Here is a 24,533-nt window from a genome sequence, read left to right as displayed (position 1 = left end):
GCAAAGGGGATTTTTTTCTATTGTTAGATGACTTCAAACCATTGATTTAACCTGTTGTAATCTCGTAATAAAAGAAGAAATAAATGCTTTCTCTTTCATGAGATTCTCTCGCAATCTCTCACTTATTTTATTTAGTGTACTTGCATCACGCGTTATATTGTATTTCAGAACTATATTTCTCAATTTAAAGTAGTCCTGTTTCAGAATAGTGCTTAATTCCATAAAGATTTCATCTCGATCAATGATTGATTTCTCCATTAAATAAGATAAACGTAACTCCATTAGTAGCTTATGTTCATACAAAAGATGAAAGACTCGTGAATCCAATGCTTCTCCAACTAGGGCTGCCTGCTCAATGTCGGTAAAGATGCGTTGAATGGCTTGCATTCCAAAATCGTATTTCTGATCTCTCACTAAGTCATATGTCTCGCTTGAGTTAAGATAGTTTTCCATTGCCGTAATAATCTGCTCCACATGAATTGCATAATTGATATTCTGGATAGGCTTGAGAAATCTCACTTCTGTCCAAAAACTGTACTCATTAGACATGGTCCAGTAGCCTTTCTCAAGTTCATCCAGACTACATACGGTTTGTATGAATTTACCATCATCTAGATTATCAGCAATGTATATCAAATTTTGATCCAGGTCATACCCGTACACCAATAATTCGTGCATGAGATGTTCTTTTTGATAATAGTCTGTACACGCAAGGTAGTATCTATCTGCATAAATATATAGATAATACCCCATATCTATCGCTTCCGTAATCACTTGCTTAAGTGATGTTCCCCATTTGCTAATTACAATTTCTTGCGGCAGGTTGTAAAAGGAAATTCCCGGACAGGTACTTAGCAGAAACTGATGAGAATCAAACGAAAAAATTCCCCATCCATGTGCATATCTGATTTGTATAAAGTTATTGAAAATCCATGGCCATAAATCTTCGTGCATAACGGATGTTAATGTCCCATATGATGTGTACGTGCTAATGACAGGGTCACCTAGTTTAAGTACATTCTTAGCCATTACAGAATTCCTCCTTCGATTCCTAGGCATAGTGTATTCATCTGAACAGATTCATTGTATAAGCAACGCACTCTCAAATCTGGGAGCGAAGATCATGTTCTTGAATATATTACCATGTACCTTCCCCATTTTATATAAGAACGCTTTCATATATAAAAATATTTATTTCTCTCTCTCGTCCTAACGAAAAAGAGAGGATACCGCCCCACTATGGAGATGGTATCCTCTGATACTATAATCGGATTATCTAACACCTTACGGACTAACTGTACCGCCATTTGCATTCAGTGTCTCGCCGCTCACATAGCTGGATTCCTGGCTTGCCAGGAATACAAATGCCGGAGCCATCTCGGCAGGTTGTCCTGCCCGACCAAGCGGTGTATTGGAGCCAAACTCGGCTAGCTTCTCGACTGGTTGTCCACCCACGACCTGGAGCGGTGTCCATACCGGTCCAGGTGCAACAACGTTGACACGTATCCCTTTGCTACCCACCTGTTGTGCCAGCGCTTTGCTGAACGTGTTAATGGATGCCTTCGTTGTCGCATAATCCAGCAGGATTGGCGAAGGTTTGTATGCCTGAATCGATGATGTGTTGATAATGGAGCTGCCCGGCTTCATGTGTTTTACAGCTGCTTTGCAGAGCCAGAACATGGAATAGACATTTGTTTTGAACGTCGCATCGAATTGCTCGGTAGTCAGATCCGCAATCTGCTCTACAAACTGCTGTTTACCTGCCACGTTAGCGAGGATATCAATCCCGCCAAGCTCTTTTACCGCAGATTCAATGAGTTCTTCACAGTATTTCTCATCCTTCAGGTCACCAGGCATCGTGATCGCTTTGCGACCGGCTTCCTCAATCAGCTTCACAACTTCCTGCGCATCTGCTTCCTCTTCGGGCAGATAGGCCAGAACGACATCCGCACCTTCACGGGCAAACGCAATCGCTGCCGCCCGTCCAATTCCGCTGTCGGCCCCGGTCACAACTGCTTTGCGTCCCGTTAAACGTCCGCTGCCTTTATAACTTTTCTCACCCGCATCGGGAACAGGGGTCATCTCACGCTGGAGCCCCGGCTCATCCTGTTGCTGTTTCCACTCCGTTGTAGCCTTCGGATATTGTGTCGTTGGGTCTTGCATGGTGTGCTGGTCTTGATTAGCCATGTTCAATTCCTCCTCGGTTATTTACATTGATCACTACGATCACAGAAGTTGTTTTCTTAAATGTTGCACTCTTTCCTTTGTAACCGAGTTGGGCGTTATTTAAACTAAGCTAACCAGATTCCCTGACAATCGTCTAAAATTGAATCTCTGAGATTTGAGAGTTTATAATCAAGCATGGATTCTCAGATAAAAAAATGCACTCCCTGAATGACGCTGAATCACCCTCAGGTTCTCCAATCGTTTCAAGGAATGCATGGTTGATATTACGATATAAGTTGATTTTTGAATATTAGACTAGCGATCTTCGCCGCCATCTATCCGTTGTCTTTTTCCGATGCCAAATGCGAAATATCCAGCCACCACGATGGCCATAAACGTAGCTCCAACTATCAGAGGCAAGCGCGTATCCGGGTTAAACGCCATACCGATAATGACGAGAATCAGATACACGATGATAATGTAATTGCTGATCGGGAACCATTTGGACTTGAAGTTATGATCCGCCATCTCGTTGCCCCAACGCTTTCTGAATCGGAACTGGCTGAACGCCAGCGCGAACCATGGAACCATACCCGGAAGAACACTTGCACTGTAGATGTACAGGAACAGCTTGGAGTCCGGCATCAGGTAGTTCAGCACAACCCCAATCAACAGCAAGGAGATTGTAATGACGATACTGTTGCGGGGAACCCCGCCTTTGGACAGCTTTTTGAAAAAGGCAGGTGCCTGCCCATTCTCAGCCAGCGTGTATAACATCCGTCCTGCACTGTAGATCCCGCTGTTGCATCCAGACATGGCCGCCGTGAGTACCACAAAGTTAATGATCCCCGCTGCAGCAACAATACCAACCTTGGCAAAGGTGAGCACAAACGGGCTACCCGTCTCGCCTACCTCGTTCCAAGGGTACAGGGTTACGATAACAAATATAGCTCCAACATAGAAAATAAGAATACGCCACACGATATTTTTGATCGCTTTACGCAAGGTGTATTTCGGATTCTCCGCTTCGCCTGCTGTAATACCGACCATCTCCACCCCTTGATACGCAGCCGTTACGATACACAGTGCAAATAGGAAACCTTTGATGCCTCCAGGGAAGAATCCGCCATGACTGAACAGATTCGACAGCCCGATTGGCTGTCCTCCGTTCCCCCAGCCGAAGAAGATGAGCCCGGTTCCAATAACGATCATGGCTACAATAGCCGTCACCTTGATCATCGCAAACCAGAATTCAAATTCCCCATAGAACTTCACCGCCGCCAGATTTGCCGCCGCAATGATCAGCACCCCAGCAAGTGCAGGCAACCACTGCGGAATATCCGGGAACCAATACCCGACATAGATGCCAATCGCCGTAACTTCCGCCATACCCACCGTAACCCACAGGAACCAATAACTCCAGGCGGTCAGAAATCCGGCAAGCGGACTAATATATTTGTGAGCAAATGTTGCAAACGAACCCGTGACCGGCTCTTGAATCAACATTTCCCCCATAATGCGCATGACAAAAAAGATAACGATACCAGCCAATAAATAAGCCAGCAGCACGGATGGACCTGCCCATTTGATCGTACTTGCCGATCCCATGAACAAACCAACGCCGATTGTACCTCCGAGTGCAATCAGCTCTACATGGCGGGGCTTTAGCCCTCTAGATAGTTGCTTTGATTCCAAACGATTCTCCCCTTTTCTTGTGTACAGCTTCCTGATGTAATCTTTAATTTTCACATTCACATTAACGCAATGCAGAATTACTTCACCAAATTGTACGAGATGTGCCGCAGAAATACAACAAAGAATGTGAGGAAGACCCGTTAAACAGAATTTTCTACATGAAAAAGAGGCCTCCTAATTATGTCCTCACCTGACATGATTAGGATAACCCCCGATGATTAATTGCAATCAGATTAATCCTGATTTTTGGAGAAGCCGCTCAACAATTGCAGCCACTTCAGCTCTTGTAATATATGCCTTGGGTGCGAGCTTACCATCACTTCTACCTGAAAAAATACCCGCTTGTATGCTTTCAGCTATACCCTTGTTTGCCCATACAGACGATTCTGATATATCGATATACTTTTGAAGCTCGGTTGATCCCGATTGAACGGGAAGCTTTTCTTTTAGTCCTGTAATGTCCATGGCTCTTGCCATAATATTCATGGCCTGCTCCCGTGTGATTTTGTCGTCAGGACGGAAAGTTCCATCTCTGAAGCCATCTAGTAATTGATATTCATAGGCCGTATTGATTGCGCGACTGTACCATGCATCGGCAGCTACATCCGAGAATACGTTCTTGGATGAATCCAATTTCAATCCCAGGCCACGAACCAATACCATTGCAAATTCTGCCCGGGTAATATCTCGTTCTGGGGTGAACATACCTTCGCCTGTCCCTTCCATCACCATGCGAGAACCCATATCATTCACTTCGGCTTTAGCCCAGTGAGTTTGCATATCCTGGAATTGGATCGGATTCCATACAATGGAGTACGTACTGTTGGATAGACTGTTTACCTTGGCATAATAATTCGTATCATTTACAACGATTTGAGTTGGTACGTGACGAACTGATCCATCCGTGTCGATGACTACACCTGTCGTGATTCGGTTGGGATCTACTCCCTCAGGAATAGCTATCGTTCGTTCAACATATGCATTGAAATGGGTAATGTTAATCGTACGATTAACATAAATGCCGCGTACTTCAAAATTATATGTTGGGGCAACAAGTGTAAATCTGTTTTTTTCAGTCGCATCTGTTATTACCCGCAGCATCTCTGCTCCAGGCGTCGAGATCTCAATTTGAATCAGAATATCTTTGAGATTAATTGACTGCCCCAATTGATTGGACAGCGCTTGGATATTGATTTGCTGAGAAGGTAATGTATAGGTCGCAGACGGCGTTTGAATTTTCAGAGTTGCCTTTTTATCCTCCATGCTCTTGATCATCTGGCCATTTAGTTCCCCAATGACAACATCAGATTGTTTATTTAACAGAATGGTGACCGTAGCTCCATTTCCTTCAGCTGTAAGCTTTTCATCCAGCTTCACGGAATCTACCGTTATTGTGGTTACACTTTGACTATTTCGCTCACTTGAAGTTGCTGATCCGATGTTTTCCAATTTCCCGTTGACCATTACATCCACACCTGAATTTCCTGGGTTTGGAACTTGAGTTCCTGATGTAGGTGGCTGGCTTGGATTCGTATTGCCTCCACTACCGCCAATACTTCCTCCGCCACCGGTATTGCCGCCATTACCTGTTGGTGCTAACGGGACGATCGCATTGGATAGTAACGAAGACTCACTACCCCCTGCTTGATTCTTTGCTTTCACTGTAAACGTATAGCTCGTTCCGTTGGTTAATCCCGTGATGATTATTGGGCTACGTGTTCCAGTCACGACTCTATTATCTGGTAGAACATTCACCTCATATGACGTTACGGCACTTCCTCCATTGTCTGTTGGAGGATTAAAGCTAAGGGTAGCCTGTCCGTTACCAGCGACTGCTATTACGGATGATGGTGCTTCTGGAACTGTTAGTGGAGTTGCACTTGCCACATTAGACTCCGCACTCAAGCCACCCAATCCGCCTGCTTTCACCATAAAGAAATAAGTGGTTCCATTAATCAGATTTTCTACACGATAGTTCCCATCCGTCACGGTGGTAATTGCGTTACTGCTAAATTGACCGGATACTGTTGATAAATAAACTTCGTAATATGTCGCTCCCGGCACATTACTCCAAGTCAGCTGAACCTGCCGATCTCCAGGGGTTAATACCAAATCCTGAGGATTGGCCGGCGCGTTTGGCAAGTTGATCGCTTGAACAACTTGGAATGTCTGGTCCAGCATATTGTCCGCGGATATACGAAGCGTCGCAGTATAAGTGCCTGCTGGCAAACCATCTTTAACCTTCACTGTGAAGTTGGTTTCAGCCCCTTGGTTAAGGGTAGACACTGTAGGTTGTGTTACTTCAAAATCCGACCCATTCGTCCCACCAGATATTACCTCCAAGTTAGTCAATGTACCAGTACCAATATTTTTCACGATATTGGTTAATGTTTCTTGACTACCCGAGGCATAGCCCTGAATCAATGCTGCTGGGGTTTGATCCGCAATATTCTCAATGACATACGTTTGTGCTTGTTGAATGACAACTACAGCAATATTGCTTGTCATCGTTGCAGTCTTCATTCCATTTATACCATTGTTGGTGTTGGTCACGATTACATAATAGTAGATCGTTCCCTCACTTGTCGTTGGGGCGGCATATGTTGAGCTGGTTGCCGCATTGATGGGCGTACCGCCTGTTGTACTGTTGACCGTATTGCTATACCACTGGTAGCTCAATGTTCCTCCATCACTGATCGTAGCGCCTACGCTCAGCGTTGGACTACTCGCTCCCTCGTCAACGGTGGCGTCCGCTGGCTGTGTGTTAATCGTCGGGGCTGCTGCATCGATTAGCGCACTCACCGTCACTTGGGCCGCATTGCTCGTCGTCGTTGCAGTCTTCATTCCATTTACACCATTATTGGTGTTGGTCACGATTATATAATAGTAGATCGTTCCCTCACTTGTCGTTGGCGCGGTATACGTTGAGCTGGTTGCCCCGCTAATCAACGTACCACCCGTGGTGCTGTTGGTGGTATTGCTATACCATTTATAACTCAACGTGCCCCCATCACTAACGGTAGCGTTTACACTCAGCGTTGGACTGCTTGCTCCCAAATTGGCCGCTTCATTGGCTGGCTGTATGTTGATTGTTGGGGCTGCTGCATGAACCAGTGCATTTACCGTTACATATACCGCATTACTCGTCGTTGTTGCGGTCTTCGTTCCATTTACACCATTGTTGATGTTGGTCACGGTCACATAATAGTAGGTCGTTCCCTCACTTGTCGTTGGCGCGGCATACGTTGAGCTGGTTGCCCCGCTGATCAACGTACCACCCGTGGTGCTGTTGGTGGTATTGCTATACCATTTATAACTCAACGTGCCCCCATCACTAACGGTAGCGTTTACACTCAGCGTTGGACTGCTTGCTCCCAAATTGGCCGCTTCATTGGCTGGCTGTATGTTGATCGTTGGGGCTGCTGCATGAACCAGTGCATTTACCGTTACTTGTGCCACATTGCTCGTCGCCATTGCGGTCTTTGTTCCATTTACACCATTGTTGGTGTTGGTCACGATTACATAATAGTAGGTCGTTCCCTCACTTGTCGTTGGCGCGGCATACGTTAAGCTGGTTGCCCCGTTGATTGCCATACCACCCGTGGTACTGTTAGCCGTATTGCTATACCACTGATAGCTCAATGTTCCTCCATCACTAGCGGTAGCGCCTAGGCTCAGCGTTGGATTGCTCGCCCCCACATTGGCTGTTTCATCTGCTGGCTGGATGTTGATCGTTGGGGCTGCTGCAGAAACCACAGCATCATCAAGCACAATGTCATTAATACCATGCCAACTGTTCTTATCTGTCGAATATAGAAGAACCAAGTCCACATTATCGAAATCTTCATTTAATGAAACATGTTTAGAGTGATAATCTGCAATTAATTCGTCATTTATGAATGAGTGGGTTGCAACCTTTGCTCCATCGCGATATCCTTCAATCCTAAGGTTTATTGGTCCTTCACCCCAGTTTGAATAAAAGAATCCGTTAATTTGGAATTCGGAAGCATCGCTTGTTCTAATCCCCATCCCTTTCCAACCAATATTAATATCAGTTTCATAAGTGGTCAAAAAAGGAAACCAACCATCTGCCTCTGTATCTGCAAAAATGAGATTTCCCGGCATCATAGTTCCACTAACATCACTAATATTGAAAAATTGAAAAACCTTCCCAAGAATATCTGTTGAGCCACCTTCACCATCTTCAGCGATCCCGTCAGTCCAGGCACTACTATCAGTTGTTGTAGAAAACGTTACTGTTGTCGGGGCCGCTGCTGATGCAGTTCCCAACCATTGACTCCCGATAAATCCATTGGTTACAAATAATATGAGGCATAAAAACATGAGTGAAACTCTCTTGTACATGATCACTGAACTGTTAATGTTCATCCGTTCCTTCCTCATTCTGGAGTGAGCTACTGTCTGAAGCAACGCTTATTTGATCAGCCTCCCATGAATCAAAATACCTATCAATTGACATTATTCGACACTTCACACCATAATCCTTTAGTACATTAAATAATGAAAATATTTATTTTTTAACCAGCCCTCTAAAACTACGATCATTCATCGTTAATTCTCCCCTAGAATTTTCTCTGACAATAGATATACCTGAAACCATCAGAGGGCTATTTCGTATTGATTATCTTGATCATATTACATTGAATAATAGGAGACTTTACATGCCTGACTTTTTACTGGTTTTATTTTTGTTTAACCTGTCTCTCTTTCTGCTTCACGAAATGGATGCCATCAGGCGGTCCGAATGGAAATTATTTATGGTGTTAAAAGATATGGAAGATGATAAAGCCTATAGGTATTTCACTTGGATTCACCTGCCAATGTATACCATCATCCTCTCTCTTCTTTTTAGCCCATATCAGACCATTACATTTTGGGTGCTGGATATCTTTTTCATCATACATACCGTATTACACTTCTTTTTCGAAAAACATCCTCGAAATGAATTTAAAAACGGGTTCTCCAGATCATTGATCTACCCTATGGGAATAATCGCTTTAATTCATTTGATATCCCTAATCATCTAATCTGTTTACACCGACGGAATGAAGGAAGCTGGAAAGGTATTGTTGAATAACAGTGAATATGGAGGTGTGCCCATGCAACAATCTCATGCAGAACGAGTTGAATTATTTGTTTCCAACACCCAGATCATCAAGAAGTCGTTCAAATGGCAACATGCGATGATGCAACGTCTGGCTGCCCTGCTCTATGCAGCGGAGAATAAAACAGCGGATGGGGAAGCTATTCATCAAAGCCATGAGTTGATTAAGCTAAACACAAAACTCTTCTCTGCATTCAGAGGTAATTCGGCCATTAGCATTGCTACCATGCTCTCCCTTACAACGGATGGGGACACAAAGCTGGCAGATACCCTGCATGTCTATGATTTGATGAAAGAGATCAAATTCCGCAACTCTGATTATCTGGTTATTGCCGCCTATCAGATCGCTACTCAGACATCACCTGACCAGTTTCAACCTACGGTGGAGCGGGCCAAATTATTTTATGATGGCATGAAAGCAGAGCATCGTTTCCTCACTGGACAGGATGATTACATTTTCGCTGCCATGTTAGCCCTTTCCGATCTCGAAGTAGATACCGGTGTGGCACGTATGGAACAACTTTATGGCGAATTAAAACCGGAGTTCTCTTCCAGAAACAGTGTGCAGGCGTTAACACAGGTCCTGGTTCTTGGAGAGGATGTCCCGGATGCAGGGGCTCGAGTGATTGCCTTAAATGAAGCTTTTCGCAAAAGGAATCTTCGAATGGACAAAACGTATACGTTAGCCTCTCTCGGAATACTTTCTCTACTGCCTTCGGACAGAGAGTCATTAGTGGATGAAGTCGCGGAAACAAATGACTGGTTACGGACTCAAAAAGGCTTCGGTGCCTGGTCAATCGACAAACAGGAGTTGCTCCTGTTCTCGTCTGCTCTGGTAGCCATACAATATGTAGAGGATCTGCGCAACGGTGTTCTAACCACAACCATCTCAACCAGCATCACAAACATTATTATTGCCCAGCAGGCCGCCATGGCCGCAGCTGCTGCAGCATCGGCTGCTGCCGCTTCTTCATCATCATCCAACTAATAAGTGCCACTGTTTCCTTCAATATAAGATGAAAAAGACCCTCCCGAGTTCAAGTTGACTCGGAAGGGTCTTAAAACATTCAAACCTACATCTTAAACAATGTCCATCATTCGCTATGATACAATCCCCGTATCTCGGAACTCTTCCACGAAACTATCCAGCCAATCAGAACCATAGTCCAGCGCACCCGTATCACTCTCGATAAAAGCAACATCCAGACCCATCACCCAGAATCGGCGAGCAACAATAAAGAGATCAACCGCCTGTTCGTCTGCATCCGTAAACTTCCGAACCGACCGGTATCCTTTCATCAATGCATCCCATAGTCTTTGTTTCTGCCTTGAATCACCCGACTGTCTTTTTCGAACTTTCACTTGAGCTAAATCATAGGCACGCCAGCCTTTGGCTGCCCACTCGAAGTCATAATGGATGAACTGATGTTCCTGTTGAAATACATTGTTATTCCCATGCATATCGCCATGGCACAGACCAAAGTCCAGGTCTTGTCTGGAAGTGTCAACGATGCGTTCTTTTAACGTTGTGGCAAACGTATGGAGAAATGCTGCTGCTTCATTGTTCTCACCGATATAGTGGATAATTCGCTCAAGGGGTTCGTCAATAAGTAACTTTAGATCCAGCTCATATCGTGGCAGCTCCATGTTCACCTGATCCATAGCTTCATGCAATTCAGCGGCAGATTGACCAAAGGCGTAACAAGACTCCTCATCCTCCAGGTTGTTCTCCGTACCCTCAATATACCGAAACATCACAGCAACCCGCTTGCCTTCCGCAGCCTCCAACACCGTATATCCCGTATGATCTTTCTTCTCGATGTATTCTCCAATGTCGGTATGTTCCGCAGAACCTAGAACGTTCTTCAGTTGAGACAATAACGAAAGCTCATACTGAACATCTGCCTCCGTAATTTCAGTGCGGTAGATCCGGAGAATATACATGCCACTGGACGTGCGAACCCGGTAGGTATCATTCAATCCTCTAAGCCAAAACAAACATTCTTCCCATGTTCCAATGTCATATTGATTGCTCAATGCAGACTCCAGATACCTGGGGTTAAGCACTGAACGTAAAGCAGTCGGTTGAATGGACATATGTATACTCCTTCAGTTTATATGATTATTTCTCATCTGATGAACGATGTAACCGTATTCACCTATCAACCTATAACATAGTCTATTTTTCGTTAATTTTCCAGAATATATATTTTAAACGGGTGCATCATCTTTGGAATTTCAAAGTTTCCTCTCTCTTGAGTAGATTATACAGAACTGCTTGCATTGACCCGCTTCCCAGATTTCAGCAGGCTATTACACTCTGGGTCGATGCCAGCGCTCGACAATGCAGCACATTCACGAAAGGCAAAATGTTTGCACCCCTTACACTTCTCCTCGTTTAAATGCTGTAACGCATAATTAATGGCTTCTCCAGTATGTTCAAAACGATGTGCAGGATTCAAACGCTCTAACAGACCCGTTCGTTTCAACATCTCAAGCGGCTGCTCTTGTATGCCCGATAACAATACAATTCCGCCCGACCGTTCAAAATGCTTGATTAAACTCGCCAGGTTAGCCTCGCCTGTTGTATCCATAAAAGGTACCTTGCCCATGCGCAACAGCAAAATGCCCGGTCGCCGATGAATTGAATCCATGACCGACTTCTCGAACATATCCGCTGCGCCGAAAAACAGTGGCCCTTCAATTGTATACAGGCTTATTTGCGGACAGTCATGTCCTTCCCGAACCATGTGGGCCATGACTTTCTCATGTTTATGATCGGGATCGGGCAGTACTTTGGCAACCTTCAACATCTCACTCATGCGTTTAACAAATAAAAGGACCGCTAGAATTAACCCAACCTCTACAGCCGTTGTTAAACTTGTAAATACGGTCAGCAAAAAGGTAATCAGCAGAACGAGTGAATCACTCGTTTTGGTTTTCATGACATGCACGAAGGATCTTCGTTCACTCATATTCCAGGCAACCAGCATGAGAACGGGAGCCATACTGGCAAGAGGAATGTGGGATGCGTATGGCGCAAAGAGAACAAGTACCAGCAAAACCACCACACCGTGAATCACGCCAGACCATGGCGATACTGCGCCGGATTTGATATTTGTTGCTGTACGTGCAATCGCTCCTGTTGCAGGAATACCACCAAACAGCGGCGTCACCATATTAGCAATTCCCTGCCCAATCAACTCCCGATTGCTGTTATGTCGGCTTCCGGTCATGCCATCGGCAACAACAGCTGACAGCAGCGATTCAATTCCACCCAGCATGGCAATGACAAAAGCGGGTTGCAGCAAGTTCATGATACGCTCCCAAGTGATCTCAGGCATATGGAACTGAGGCAAGGAGTTAGGTATGGCGCCAAAGGACGAACCAATTGTAGCCACCTGTCCTTCAAAAAAGATCGCTGCGACTACCGTCGAAAGAATCAGCCCCACTAGTGATGCAGGCACCTTTGGTGCAAACTTGGGCACAAGCAGAAGAACAGCCAGGCAGATTCCAGCTGTAAGCACGCTGTATATATTAATCGTCGAGATATGCATCCCGATTTCTTTCATATTGGACCAGAAATCCTCGTGTTTCTCGATGCCTCGAAGCCCCAGAAAGTTCGTCATTTGTCCGCTAAAAATAATGACGGCGATCCCTGCCGTAAAACCGATCGTCACCGGCCTTGGAATAAACTTAATTAATGCCCCAAGCTTGAATACGCCCATAAGTACAAGCATCAAACCGGCCATCATTCCGGCGATCAGCAGATTCTCATATCCATACTGCATCACAATGGCAAATAGGATCGGAATGAATGCCCCCGTTGGCCCGCCAATCTGGAACTTGGACCCACCCAGCAAGGAAATGAGAATCCCTGCGATTACTGTGGTATACAATCCATACTCCGGTTTGACCCCGGAAGCGATGGCAAAGGCCATACCGAGTGGAATCGCAATGATACCTACAATCAGTCCTGATAACAGATCCTTGCGAAAAGCGGCAGCATTGTACCCTGCATATCTCCCCATCCATTTCATGCACAAAAACCTTCTTTTCTTTATATATTTGAATATTTGAATATATCCAAAAGACTACTCCCCTGCATACGTCCTGTCAATCGGATTACGCACAATCTCAGCAGGAACTTAACACAAAAAAAACAAGAACCTCCGGTGATTACACCCAGTTGCTCTTGTTTATTGTGTCAGGACTCTTTACGAATATCTTCCAGCATGGAAATGGCATCAACCAGATGATTGTCAAAAATCTGTTTGGTGACTGCCAACAGGTCCTTAATCAGCGGATCACGCAGCGAATAAGTGACGGTTGTCCCTTCTTTTATTCCGTGGACCACGTTTTTGCTACGCAATACAGCCAGTTGTTGTGAAACAGCAGAGCCTTCCGATCCCAGAATGCTTTGCAGTTCATTCACGTTTTTGGCTCCTTCACTCAGCAACTCCAGAATCTGAATCCGCATCGGGTGTGCCAACGCTTTGAAAAAATCCGCCTTAAACTGTTGTATGCTCTGATTCATACGCTATGCCCCTTCAATCGAACTTTTGAAGATGCAAATATCATAACATAGAACGAGGTTCAGACTTCAATTCACATGATATGATAAGATGAAAAAGCAAGTACATTATACTGTGCAGGGGAGCTGTAAGTATGTCCAAACCATCCGAATATTCACCCTCCGGCGTTCCTATCCTTCGTCATAAGGATAGGAAGCGTGAGTGGCAGTCTACTTCTTATCCAAAAGACGAATGGCTGGAGCGAATCGAGAAACATGCTGACCAATATCTCGGCGAAGCCGAGTCTGTATTCCATGAGTTGCTGTCAGACAAGGTTCATATCGATGTCCATATGATTCGTCCAACACCAGAACGAAATTATTACACATTGTACACCACAGGCATGAGCGCCTTGCCTATGAACACGCCTGAAGATCCAGAGGACTATGAGTACGCAGAGTTGATGATTTGTTTGCCGCCGGATTGGCCACTATCAGAGGAGGAATTGGAGGAGTCGGACAACTACTGGCCAATACGCTGGTTAAAAACGATGGCTCGCTTGCCGCATGACTACGATACCTGGCTAAGTTGGGGGCATACGGTGCCGAATGGTGATCCGGCAATGCCATTTTCCAATAACACAGAAATGTGTGCCTTTATCGTGCTGCCTCCGCTTGAAGTCGATGAGGATTTCCTGACGCTCGACATGGAAGATGGACAGACTGTGCACTTCTACGCAGTCCTCCCTATTTACCTGGAGGAGCTTGAGCACAAGCTCGAATATGGTTTGGACGCTCTGCTAGACCGTTTCGAAGAACATCATGTGAACGAAATTTTGGATATAAACCGGGTCAATTCCTGTGGGGATGCTTCATAATAAGATAAGCAGACTAGAAAAAAGCTCAACCCTTAGCATCGCTGCTGGATTGAGCTTCCCTTTTTATTTACGTTAGTACGAACCATATTCAAACCAGTCAAAGTCCGCTACCTGATCGGAAGAAGTACCGTTGCTGCTGCTAAACATTCCGATACAACAGCCAACAAAGCCGCCGGCTACTTCGGTGCTCAGGCTGCTTGTATCCACCTGTTCCGCCACCAGATGATACTGACTTCCATCCGTGCTGTAATAGAAGTTGAGTTGCTGACCTGTCGCAGCCAGTTTGATATACACTCGCGATACTTCATCATCCAGCGCGATTTGCGCAATGTGGCTATCCTGACCATCTATAACGGTCACCACACGCAGCACCTGCTGATTCTCGGCCAGAGCACGCTCAATCCGTACGTGATACTGATCGTTCTGAATGACGACGAGACCAGCCGTTTCGTTGGCATTCCCAGGCACAAATTCCATCGCTGTAGCTGCGATATAATCCATATGCCTTTGACGCAGACAAACAAAGCTGGAATTTTCTTTTTCCTTCAAGGTTTGCGGTTTCAGCTTCAGTCGCAAGTATCCTTTTCGTTCGGTTAATGAATATAAGTCTTCCTGGGGATTACGCAGAAACATCCATTGCAAGCCCAGTTTATCACTGTCAAAATGGTCAAAACGCAGTTGCGGTTCTACCGGAACAGGCTTCAAATCCAACGTACCCTGCTCCTCCAGGATCCCGCGGCCCTCATTGACAACAGGCCATCCGTCCTCCCAAACAACAGAAGCAAGGAACGTCTCCCGCCCCAGGTTGCTATAGCTTCCTCCATATGGACGCGAAGCAAGCATGACCATGAACCATTGACCGTTCGCAGCCTGCACCAAGTCGGCATGTCCGACATTAACAACAGGGTAACGTTTACCCAAATGGCGATGTGTAATGATTGGATTATTCGGATTCCCGACGTATCCTTCGGTCAAACTTTTACTACGAGCAATGGTCACCGCATGGTTTGGCCCTGTGCCTCCCTCTGCAATCAATAAATAGTAATATTCATCGATCTTATACAGATGCGGGCCTTCCGGCCAGATGACATCCACCATCGCCCCGCGCCACAGAACGTAACTGTCTCCCACCAGCTTCATACTGCCCAGATCCAACTCCCGCAGCCACACTTCCCAGTTCCCATTGTAACGAACTCCCTCGGAGCAAGGACGTGTACCAAGGTAATACGCTTTGCCGTCATCGAAGAAAATCGTAGGGTCTATTCCTTCTGCGCCTTCAATAAAATAAGGATCAGACCATGGCCCAGCCGGGTCGGTAGCGGTTACAACAAAATTGCCGCCATGTGATACATTGGTTGTAATCATATAGAAGATGCCTTCATGATACCGAAGCGTTGGAGCGAATATCCCCTGTGAATGGCCTGCTCCCTGAAGATTCAACTGTGAAGGGCGGTCCAGCACATTTCCAATCTGTTTCCAATTTACAAGATCACGGCTCTGAAAGATCGGAACGCCAGGAAAATAGGCAAATGTTGATGTCACCAGATAAAAATCTTCACCCACCCGGCATACGGATGGATCTGGATAAAATCCGGGCATAATCGGATTGTTAAACGTGCATTGTTCGCTTTGATTTGCATTTTTCATTCTTTTACTCCTCCAATGGTTAGTCCAGTCACAAAGTATTTTTGCAAGAACGGATACAGTAAAACGATTGGCATTGCCGTTACAACCGTGATTGCTGCCCGAATGGATACAGGCGTCACCATGTTGGTTACATTTTTGAATGAATCCACATTGACGGTTCCCCCCTGTGAGGTCGCAGAGGATAACAATTTCATCAGCTCATACTGCAAGGTGGTCAAATTCCGATTTCCTGCCGTGTACAACATGGAGTCAAACCAGGAGTTCCACTGACCTACAGCAATAAACAGTGCAACCGTAGCCAACACCGGCTTGGATAAGGGAAGCACGATACGCATGAAAATCCGAAAATCTCCGGCTCCATCCATCTTCGCGGATTCAATCAATCCCTCGGACAGTCCCTGAATGTAGGTACGAATGACGATCATGTTGAACACTCCGATCAACCCGGGAATAATGTATACCCAGAAGCTGTTCAGCAGCCCCACTTGTTTGATCAGCATGTATCCCGGAATTAAACCACCACTGAAATACATCGTCATGACAAACAGCGTTGTGACCAATTTGTTAAACATATACTCCTTGCGGCTCAGTACATAGGCCAGCATGGCTGTACAGAACAGCTGTACAACCGTTCCCACCACGGTTCTGGCGACCGAAACAAATGCGGCTTGTGTCAGATTCGGGTTTTGGAATACGGAGACGTAATTTTGCAGCGTCCATTCCCTCGGCCAGAGATAGATCCCCCCGCGGATCGTATCCAGCCCGTTATTGAAAGATACGGCAATGGTGTTTAAAAAAGGATATAACGTAACAACCATGACAATCAACATAAATATGCCATTGGTGATGGAAAAAATAGAGTCACCCAAGCTTCGTTTTCTGCTAAATCGCTTCACAGTTCTGCCCCCTTATCATATCAATCGCTCTTCACCAAGAGACTTGGCAATCCCGTTGGCGATAAATATGAGCACCAGACTGACCACACTTTTGAAAATGCCTGCTGCGGTGGCAAGTGAGTAGTTGCCGAGATTAATCCCGTATTTCAAAACAAAAATGTCGATCGTCTCGGATACATCCTGCACAAGTCCGTTCCCCAGCAAGTATTGAATCTCAAAACCCGCGTTCAGTACGTTACCAACGTTGATGATGAGCAGGATAATAATCGTTGGTTTGATGCTTGGAAGCGTGACATTGAACATTTTGCGAAACCGTCCGGCTCCGTCGATGGAAGCAGCCTCGTACAAGCTCGGATTAATCGACGCCATGGCGGCCAGATAAATAATCGTGCCCCAGCCGATTTCCTTCCACATGCTGGACAGGCCCACAATCCCCCAGAAGTATTTGGGTTCGGCAAAAAAATTGATCGGTGCATCAATCAGGCCCAATTTCGTCAACAGCACATTCACTATTCCTGTTTCCGTTGATAATACATTCGCTACAATGCCTGTTACGATGATCCACGACAGGAAATGTGGAAGGTAGGAAACCGTCTGTACCACGCGTTTGAACAATACCATTCGCAGTTCATTCAATAACAGCGCCAGACCAATCGAGCCGACAAATCCCAGAAACAGACTGATCAGGCTCATCGCCAGCGTATTGCGAATGACACGTAAAAATGTAGGGTCCGTGAATAACGTTCGAAAATGATCCACTCCAACCCAATCCTGCTCCATAAAACCAATGCCCGGTCTATAATTCTGAAACGCCATCAACCAGCCCCATAATGGTCCGTACGCAAAAATAGCGATAAACGCAATAAACGGAAATGACATCCACATTAATTGTCGCTGACTTTTCATTCTGGACAGGTTGTACCCGATCCAGCTTGTTCCCGCTGGGATATGGCTGGTTTTTAACGAAGGCTGCAGCTCCTTTTTGGCCATGTTTTTCTCTCCTTGCTTACGAGTTTATCTATATTACCCAGTCTGGGTGAATCGATTCCATTCCTATCCAATCTCCCAATCTAGCGTGTAAGAAAGGCTACGGGGTTCCCCATAGCCTTTCTGTGTGACAGGCCTTTATCCCCACAGTTCCATACGTCTGCGGACTTCTTCCGTCAGCGCATCTTCATACGCTTTAATATCTGCGCTTTCCTTGAGCGTGGCTTGATATTCTTCCCAAGCTTTATCAAATTCGGCTGGTGAAGTCATAATCACTTTTGGCAGCCATTTGCGTTTTACATCGTCCATTTTCTGTCTGGCGATGGTCTCCGGTTTATTTGGTTCGAAATTATAGGTATAGATCGGGAACCACGGTTCATTTTCCTCCGCAGGCTCAAGAAAGTCGGTAAACTTCGTATATCCATAAGCCTTCAGCACTTTTTTGTCGATGTCATTCAATGTGGCAAGGTACTCTTCCGGCTGCTCCTTAGGGTCAAGGGCATTCTTCCCGTCAGCGGTCATGCCTTCATGATGCGGGAAATAGACCAACGGGCTTCCCGTGTTTGCCAGCACCCAGTCCGGATCTTTGGAATTCGCACGTTGCTCTTCATTCCTGGAGAACACGCCTTTGTCATCGACTTGGTAATCCACGCCTTCCTGCCCCCAGGTTCTCAATACCTCCATCTCAGGGTCCAGCAAATCATTAATATATTGAAGTGCTCCCTCGATATCCTCGCAGCTCTTTGTAATGGCCAGGCCACCATTCACGTTAAGGATTGGATTGTTCTGATAACGCCCTTTAACATCCTCGGAAAGTGTAATGGACAACGGTACATAGGTTTTGTCATACAATTTTTGCTTCACGAGTGATGCCTCGGCGTCAAGGAACTGCCATCCTTGATCCACCATGCCCAGCACACGTCCGGTTGAAATTTTGGAGATATATTGGTCATAGTTTGCTGTAAAGGTTTCGTTATCGACGAGGCCTTGATGATATACCTCATTAATTTTCTTGAAATATGCCTTCGCTTCCGGAATGGTATTATAGTTTTTGGCCGTCAGCGTTTCTTTATCAACGATGGCTGCGCCTTCGTTAGGATAACCAGCCATGAAGAGCGGAGGGTTCTCCAGTGCGAAATAACGCCAGTCATAGGAGATAATTTCAAATCCAATGGTTGGCTGACCATCAACGGTCGGGTGAGCTGCTTTATATCGTTCAATCAAGTCGAAGTATTGGTCAAGCGTTTTGATTGTCGGATAATTATCCCACTCCAATACGGCCTTCTGAATCCAGAATGCTTCTCCATCATGGGATACTTTCATCGACTTTTCTTGTATATTGCCGAATTGAGGAATGAAGTAGATATGTCCATCCGTCGTATTTTTCATCTTCTTCCAGTCTTCGCCCAGGTAATTTTTGATGTTTGGATATTTATCGATGTAATCCTCAAGTGGTACTAACGCTCCTGCTGCTACCAGTTGCTGAGTACCATCACTCCCATCGATAAAATCGGGATATTCGCCGCCTGCAATGAGTACACCAATCCGCTCTTTGGCTGTTTGGCCTGTAAGCCAGTCCATCGTAACTCTGACGCCTGTTTTCTCCTCAATAGCCTTTAACACCCGATTATCGTCAGGCGCAATTTTTCCCGGTACGGCAAAAAATGCGGAAAATTGTTTCAATTCCCTTCCATCTGCTGTCTTTTCCCCTTTTGAGGACGATCCCGGTGTACATCCAGTGAGTGCGATGACCAGTATTAAAGCGAGCAGAGCACTATACTTGATTCTTTTTCTAACATCCTTTTTCATCATGACCCCTCCATCGATTATATTGACAGAAGCTTTTTGGAAAGCGCTTTCCAAAGGCTGACTTAAAATTATCATGCTTCCATGCCCCTCTCAACGGGATAAACTATAGATGGAATCCCACTAATTCCAGCATCTGCGAAAAAAAATATCCCGCCGCTCCGTCAAGGAGTGCAGGATGTTAATCCAGAGAGTACGCAGCATGGGCACTTTTACGATATTGTGCAGGAGTCTCCCCCATGAGTTTCTCGAACCGGCTAATAAAGTAATCGGAATCCCGATATCCCACCATTGTTGCGATTTCGTATACTCTTTGATCTGTTCTGCGCAACAGCCGGGCGGCTTCCTCAATACGCAATTGATTCAAATAATCACTGAAGCTGATCGAGTAATGCTTTTTGAAAATCTGACCCAGATATGCACTATTCATGTAAAACTGCTCCCCGAGCAACTTCAGGCTGATATTTTCTCTGTAATGCTCGTGAATGAAGGCCTCAATTTTGGCTAATACGCCCATCGCATTTGACTTTTGCTGCTCCTTCAGTTTCTCTGCGCACATGAGCGAGAATTCGCATAAATGTTCAATGTTTTCCTCCATGGATAACATCGCGTAGTTCACCTTCAGAAAAGTCGATTCCATCAACCCGGAATCTGGAGTAACCGTATCGTTATTCACGAGATCCAGCAAAGTGTATGCCAGATAATGCAAGTGGATGCGGACAATACCAGGCTCGATTCGCTCATCCAGAAAAAATTGAAAAATCGCCGTTGCATGACTATATAACTCATCCGTCTGCTGTTCCTCAATACACTTGACTAGCCCATCAAACAATTGTTTTTCCAACTGTCCCGGCCGATTAACAAACAAGGTCGTATCCATAAGTTCGAAGTAATAAATGGGCCTGCAAGTGGTGAAGAAACGTAAGCTTTTCATTATGCCGCAGGATTGATAAGACTCGAGCAGCGCCTCCAACTCATGTACTTCCTTCCCGACATAACAAGCAATAGCCGCCTCTTGACCATGGCTCAGATCCGCATGTAATCGGGTCAAATATTGCTCCAAGGTCACTGCCTCACGGTTCACCATCAGGTCCGTAACCATGAGCAGAACTGCATTTTTATCACCTGTGAACGGCTTCAAAATTTGTCCCGGCAAGGGCTTGCCCACCCATGCCTCAACACGAGCGCACCAATCCGTTCCCTGATCTGGACCGGCTTCCGCCTCAATCAGGATGCAACGCAGTATGCCGGCATCTTGATAGTGGGGCTGCAGACTCGTAACAGCTTCCTCCTCGGCCACCCCAAGCAAGATCGACTGCATATGCTGGGCCATAATAATCCGATCTTTTTTTTGCTGATATCGCTTCTCTTCCATTCGCGCATTGAATGCATCCCTGAACTCCTCAAGCACCTGAACCAGTTCGGTCTTCACAATAGGCTTGAGAATGTAGTCATCCACCTGGTATTTAATCGCCTGCTTGGCATATCCGAACTCATAGAATCCACTTAGAAGAATCAGCTTGATGTCACCGCTATATTGCTCGTACAAGGTTTTGGCAAGCTGCAATCCGTCCATTTCCGGCATCTTAATGTCGGAAATCACCAGATCGGGCTGCATAGCGCGAATACACTCCAATGCCTGCATGCCATTGGAAGCCTGACCGCAAATCTGAAATCCGTAAGACTCCCAATCAATTAACAATAGAAGACCTTGGCGAATAAATGGCTCATCGTCCACAATCAGCACGTTGATCATATCCTCGCTCCTTATTCTTGGGATGCCTGCATAAGAGGAATTTGAATGCCAATCGTTGTTCCCTTCCCCTTTTCACTGAATATGTGCACCTGAACGAAATCATCAAAATACATCCGCAGCCGAATATATGCATTCATCATACCAATGCTGCTAAGCTCGCTCATCCGATCCATACTCGGATCTTGCATCATTTTGCGGAGCGAGGCCAGCTTGTCCTGATCCATGCCAACTCCGGTATCTCGAATGGAAATGTACAGTTCATTACTTCGAATTTCGAATAATACCTCCACGACCCCATCATTCGACGTCCCCTCAATGCCATGGATACAAGCATTCTCCACAAAGGTGAGAACGGTTAGTTTAGGTATCATCATGGCAGTAATGGATTCGTCTGTGATCCGGATTGCAAATTGCAGCTTTTCACCAAAGCGATACTGCTGGATACTCAGATAACTCTCCACAAAATGGATTTCCTCTGCGATTGTAATCAGATCATCGCCCCAATTGATCGTCTGACGTAACAGCAGTGCCAGTTTATGAATGACATCGGAGGTTTCAAGTTCGTCCTTGATCAAACTCCTCATACGGATCGTTTCAAGCGTGTTGAACATGAAATGGGGATTCACCTGACTCTGAAGGGCTTTCAGCTCCGCCTGCTTTTTGGAGAGCTCAAGGGCTTGCCGCTCCACCTGACCCTTAAACACAATCTCAATCAGGTTCTTGATCTTAATGACCATCATGTTATAACTATGGGTCAGGCTGCCGATCTCGTCTTTGCCCACAGGTCCCGATATCACCTCAAATTTCTCATGCTTCACTTGATCCAGGTGCTTTGCTATCCGATCAACTCTGATGACCAGTGATCTGGATATCAACCAGATTAGCAGTGTCGGCACCAACAGATTAAGAATGATTAGTAAAGTCAAATTAAGCTTGGAATTAACAATCTCCGACAGAACGTCCAATTTCTCCGTGCTGACGACAATCTGCCAATCCTCGGATACGACGGGAATCGATTGCATGGATTGAACAGGGTCAATTGGACTGTTTGCAATCAGATTAAATGGCTTGCGCATCTGATTCATTTTTGAATCGTTCGAGAAAATGACCCTGCCATCCGAAACGACATACACCTTCCCATTTGCTCCCTCATTTTTAAGCGATTTGTTAATGAAAGCGTAGTCCAGATCAACCTTTAACACCTTTTCAACCTGCTGCTCCCCAAAGTAATCCAGCTTACGAATAATGCTTACTTTGCGTCCTCCCTGACTTTGCGACATCTCCGCCTGTTGTTTGTCAAAATACGAATAGATCATGATATGGTCGCTTGTGTTCATCAGCGCTTGATACCAATCGCTTTTCTTCACCTCATCATCCAGCTTAATAAAGTTTCCTCCATTGACGAAGGTATCATTGCCAACATAAAACGTAATTTGATTCACCTGCTGGTAGCTGTAATAGTACCTGACCAGATTGTTGTTGCTAAGCATATCATAGTAGGCAGAATAATAGTCTTCCTGATCGCGATACTTGTACTCCATGAACCGGTTCAGCGTTCCATCGGTATAGAGAAAATTGGACACATACAAGCTATTATCTATACTGTTCCGCAGGTTGAACTTGATCCTTTGCTGCATTTCATTAAATCGGCTATGCTCCTTCTCTTCAATGTTGCCTTTGATACTTAGGTAAAACACGGTATTTGTGACCAGGACCGGGACCAGCACACAAAAGATGAACAATATGTACAACTTGGTTTTGAGACTCCAATCATCCAGAAACTGAATACGCTTACAGTATGTCTTTCGGCTCATGTTATGTCTTTGTCTCCTCTAACCATGTCATATATCAACATTATTATAACGAGTACAGGATGGGTTGGATACTGTAATCCAGGATTTCCGGGAAGCCTTTAATCAACCTCCCGTTCAACTGGCCCAACAAGACAGACACTAACTCCCCACATATTTTCGTATGAACCCGATCTGATCTTAAGTTGAAACGACGATCACGTTATAATTTCAAGAGCATTTCGTACTGGCCCAATTGATATGCAAAACCTGATTTGACCAGGAGGAAATCTTGCATCGATTTCAGATGAGACTCCACATTGAGGACACTGATTCTAGGAGATTCTGTGCGTTGGACCATCTCTGTCAGGATGCTGCTTGCAATACCTTTACCCCGATAATTTTGGTTCACTGCAAGCTGTGGAACATCACCTGTTTTTTGATCTATAATGCCATAGCCAACAATGCTGTGATCCTGACGTGCAACGACATAGATAAAAGCTTCCGGTAAAGCGTAGATGGAATCAATTGAATTTTGCCAGGAGGGCTCCACATCCCAAAATTCCTTGAACTGCTCCACATCGATTCTCTCCACACATTCCACCGTGCAGGTCGTTTGCGGTATGAATTGATCTTTTTGCAACTGGAAACATGAAAATTCCCTTTGAATTTTGAAGTTTTGTTTACTGTACAGCTGAACTGCAGATTCGTTGGATTGGATGACCTCCAGCAAATATTGCTCTACATTTTTTTCTTTTAACAGCTTTTGAATATTTAAGAGCAGATCGCTTGTAATGCCTTGCCGTCTGCAATCTTTTACAACGCCTGTCCCAAGGTCATATGCAGTTGTCTTTCCATTCCAGCTTCGAAGTCCATTGATAACAAATCCGACCATTCTCTCATCCTTAAAGGCTCCCATAGATATTTCGGGGTGATAACCCCTTCGTTGGAGCATCTGTTGAAACTTCCAAAAAGGCAAATCCATTTTAACCTGGTAGTCGGAGAACGCATCCACAAACGCCTCGTGAAGTGTCTCCATCCTTATTTTGTCCAACATTTTATAACTGTACATTAGGGCATTCTCTCCTTTCAAAAGATGAAAACAATAGTATATTAGGGCTCATGATCCCTATCCTTATTTAAATATTCTACTAAATAGAGTTAGCACTATACAGTAATATCCGTACTATTAAATCTGCTTCCTTGGAGTTTTCAGACACGTCCTAATAACTAAAATAGACCGCTTCCTGGTTAAGGAATACGGTCTATCGAGT

General features: G+C 45.2%; 17 protein-coding genes. 3 read left to right on the top strand and 14 right to left on the bottom strand.

Features of this window, described 5'->3' with window-relative positions; genetic code table 11:
* Positions 1 to 33 precede the first annotated feature (33 nt).
* The 4 genes from MHB85_RS04130 to MHB85_RS04115 all read right to left on the bottom strand — a co-directional run bounded on the left by MHB85_RS04130 (position 34) and on the right by MHB85_RS04115 (position 8,226).
* Positions 34 to 1,029, bottom strand: a complete 996-nt coding sequence (locus tag MHB85_RS04130) for a hypothetical protein (RefSeq protein ID WP_341072435.1) — start codon at positions 1,027 to 1,029, stop codon at positions 34 to 36.
* A 255-nt stretch (positions 1,030 to 1,284) separates the two neighbouring features.
* The gene (locus tag MHB85_RS04125; RefSeq protein WP_341072434.1) at positions 1,285 to 2,187 is read right to left on the bottom strand and encodes an SDR family oxidoreductase; all 903 of its coding nucleotides are present in this window, start codon (positions 2,185 to 2,187) and stop codon (positions 1,285 to 1,287) included.
* A gap of 294 nt (positions 2,188 to 2,481) precedes the next feature.
* Positions 2,482 to 3,861: an amino acid permease gene (locus tag MHB85_RS04120; RefSeq protein ID WP_091019689.1), complete on the bottom strand. Its 1,380-nt coding sequence runs from the start codon at positions 3,859 to 3,861 to the stop codon at positions 2,482 to 2,484.
* 228 nt (positions 3,862 to 4,089) lie between these two features.
* Positions 4,090 to 8,226, bottom strand: a complete 4,137-nt coding sequence (locus MHB85_RS04115) for an S-layer homology domain-containing protein (protein WP_244661139.1) — start codon at positions 8,224 to 8,226, stop codon at positions 4,090 to 4,092.
* Positions 8,227 to 8,543: 317 nt separating this feature from the next.
* Here MHB85_RS04115 and MHB85_RS04110 point away from each other — a divergent pair, with 317 nt between their 5' ends.
* Both MHB85_RS04110 and MHB85_RS04105 read left to right on the top strand, forming a co-directional pair.
* Complete coding sequence (locus MHB85_RS04110) at positions 8,544 to 8,909, top strand: DUF6713 family protein (RefSeq protein ID WP_341072432.1); 366 nt, start codon at positions 8,544 to 8,546, stop codon at positions 8,907 to 8,909.
* A gap of 72 nt (positions 8,910 to 8,981) precedes the next feature.
* Positions 8,982 to 9,974 (top strand): DUF4003 family protein, encoded by a 993-nt coding sequence (locus MHB85_RS04105; protein ID WP_192136052.1) that lies wholly within the window; start codon positions 8,982 to 8,984, stop codon positions 9,972 to 9,974.
* Between the two features lie 113 nt (positions 9,975 to 10,087).
* On the opposite strand, the gene MHB85_RS04100 is transcribed toward MHB85_RS04105, so the two are convergent.
* The 3 genes from MHB85_RS04100 to MHB85_RS04090 form a co-directional block, all read right to left on the bottom strand.
* Entirely contained in the window at positions 10,088 to 11,083 is a 996-nt protein-coding gene (locus MHB85_RS04100) for a phosphotransferase (protein WP_192136050.1), read from the bottom strand.
* Between the two features lie 167 nt (positions 11,084 to 11,250).
* Complete coding sequence (locus MHB85_RS04095) at positions 11,251 to 13,026, bottom strand: SulP family inorganic anion transporter (protein ID WP_192136048.1); 1,776 nt, start codon at positions 13,024 to 13,026, stop codon at positions 11,251 to 11,253.
* Positions 13,027 to 13,193: 167 nt separating this feature from the next.
* Complete coding sequence (locus tag MHB85_RS04090; protein ID WP_017690603.1) at positions 13,194 to 13,523, bottom strand: ArsR/SmtB family transcription factor; 330 nt, start codon at positions 13,521 to 13,523, stop codon at positions 13,194 to 13,196.
* A gap of 131 nt (positions 13,524 to 13,654) precedes the next feature.
* On the opposite strand from MHB85_RS04090, the gene MHB85_RS04085 reads away from it, so the two are divergent.
* Entirely contained in the window at positions 13,655 to 14,377 is a 723-nt protein-coding gene (locus MHB85_RS04085) for a suppressor of fused domain protein (protein WP_192136046.1), read from the top strand.
* A gap of 72 nt (positions 14,378 to 14,449) precedes the next feature.
* Here the strand turns inward: MHB85_RS04085 and MHB85_RS04080 are convergent, their stop codons facing one another.
* The 7 genes from MHB85_RS04080 to MHB85_RS04050 all read right to left on the bottom strand — a co-directional run bounded on the left by MHB85_RS04080 (position 14,450) and on the right by MHB85_RS04050 (position 24,331).
* Entirely contained in the window at positions 14,450 to 16,024 is a 1,575-nt protein-coding gene (locus tag MHB85_RS04080; protein ID WP_192136044.1) for a glycoside hydrolase family 43 protein, read from the bottom strand.
* Entirely contained in the window at positions 16,021 to 16,920 is a 900-nt protein-coding gene (locus tag MHB85_RS04075) for an ABC transporter permease subunit (RefSeq protein WP_192136042.1), read from the bottom strand. Before MHB85_RS04075 ends, MHB85_RS04080 begins: the two co-directional genes overlap by 4 nt.
* 15 nt (positions 16,921 to 16,935) lie before the next feature.
* Positions 16,936 to 17,910, bottom strand: coding sequence for an ABC transporter permease (locus MHB85_RS04070; protein WP_036606005.1), 975 nt, complete (start codon positions 17,908 to 17,910; stop codon positions 16,936 to 16,938).
* Positions 17,911 to 18,045: 135 nt separating this feature from the next.
* Complete coding sequence (locus MHB85_RS04065; protein ID WP_206537064.1) at positions 18,046 to 19,719, bottom strand: extracellular solute-binding protein; 1,674 nt, start codon at positions 19,717 to 19,719, stop codon at positions 18,046 to 18,048.
* A gap of 175 nt (positions 19,720 to 19,894) precedes the next feature.
* Positions 19,895 to 21,469 carry a response regulator gene (locus MHB85_RS04060; RefSeq protein ID WP_341072431.1) on the bottom strand — a complete coding sequence of 525 codons (1,575 nt, stop codon included), beginning with the start codon at positions 21,467 to 21,469 and terminating at the stop codon, positions 19,895 to 19,897.
* 11 nt (positions 21,470 to 21,480) lie between these two features.
* Positions 21,481 to 23,283: a cache domain-containing sensor histidine kinase gene (locus tag MHB85_RS04055; RefSeq protein ID WP_105602119.1), complete on the bottom strand. Its 1,803-nt coding sequence runs from the start codon at positions 23,281 to 23,283 to the stop codon at positions 21,481 to 21,483.
* A 199-nt stretch (positions 23,284 to 23,482) separates the two neighbouring features.
* A complete protein-coding gene (locus tag MHB85_RS04050; RefSeq protein WP_341072430.1) occupies positions 23,483 to 24,331 on the bottom strand; it encodes a GNAT family N-acetyltransferase in 849 nt (282 codons plus the stop codon).
* Between the last annotated feature and the right edge of the window lie 202 nt (positions 24,332 to 24,533).

This window comes from Paenibacillus sp. FSL K6-4396, assembly GCF_038002525.1.
Classification (GTDB): domain Bacteria; phylum Bacillota; class Bacilli; order Paenibacillales; family Paenibacillaceae; genus Paenibacillus; species Paenibacillus amylolyticus_B.
This window is presented reverse-complemented; position numbering and strand designations above follow the sequence as displayed.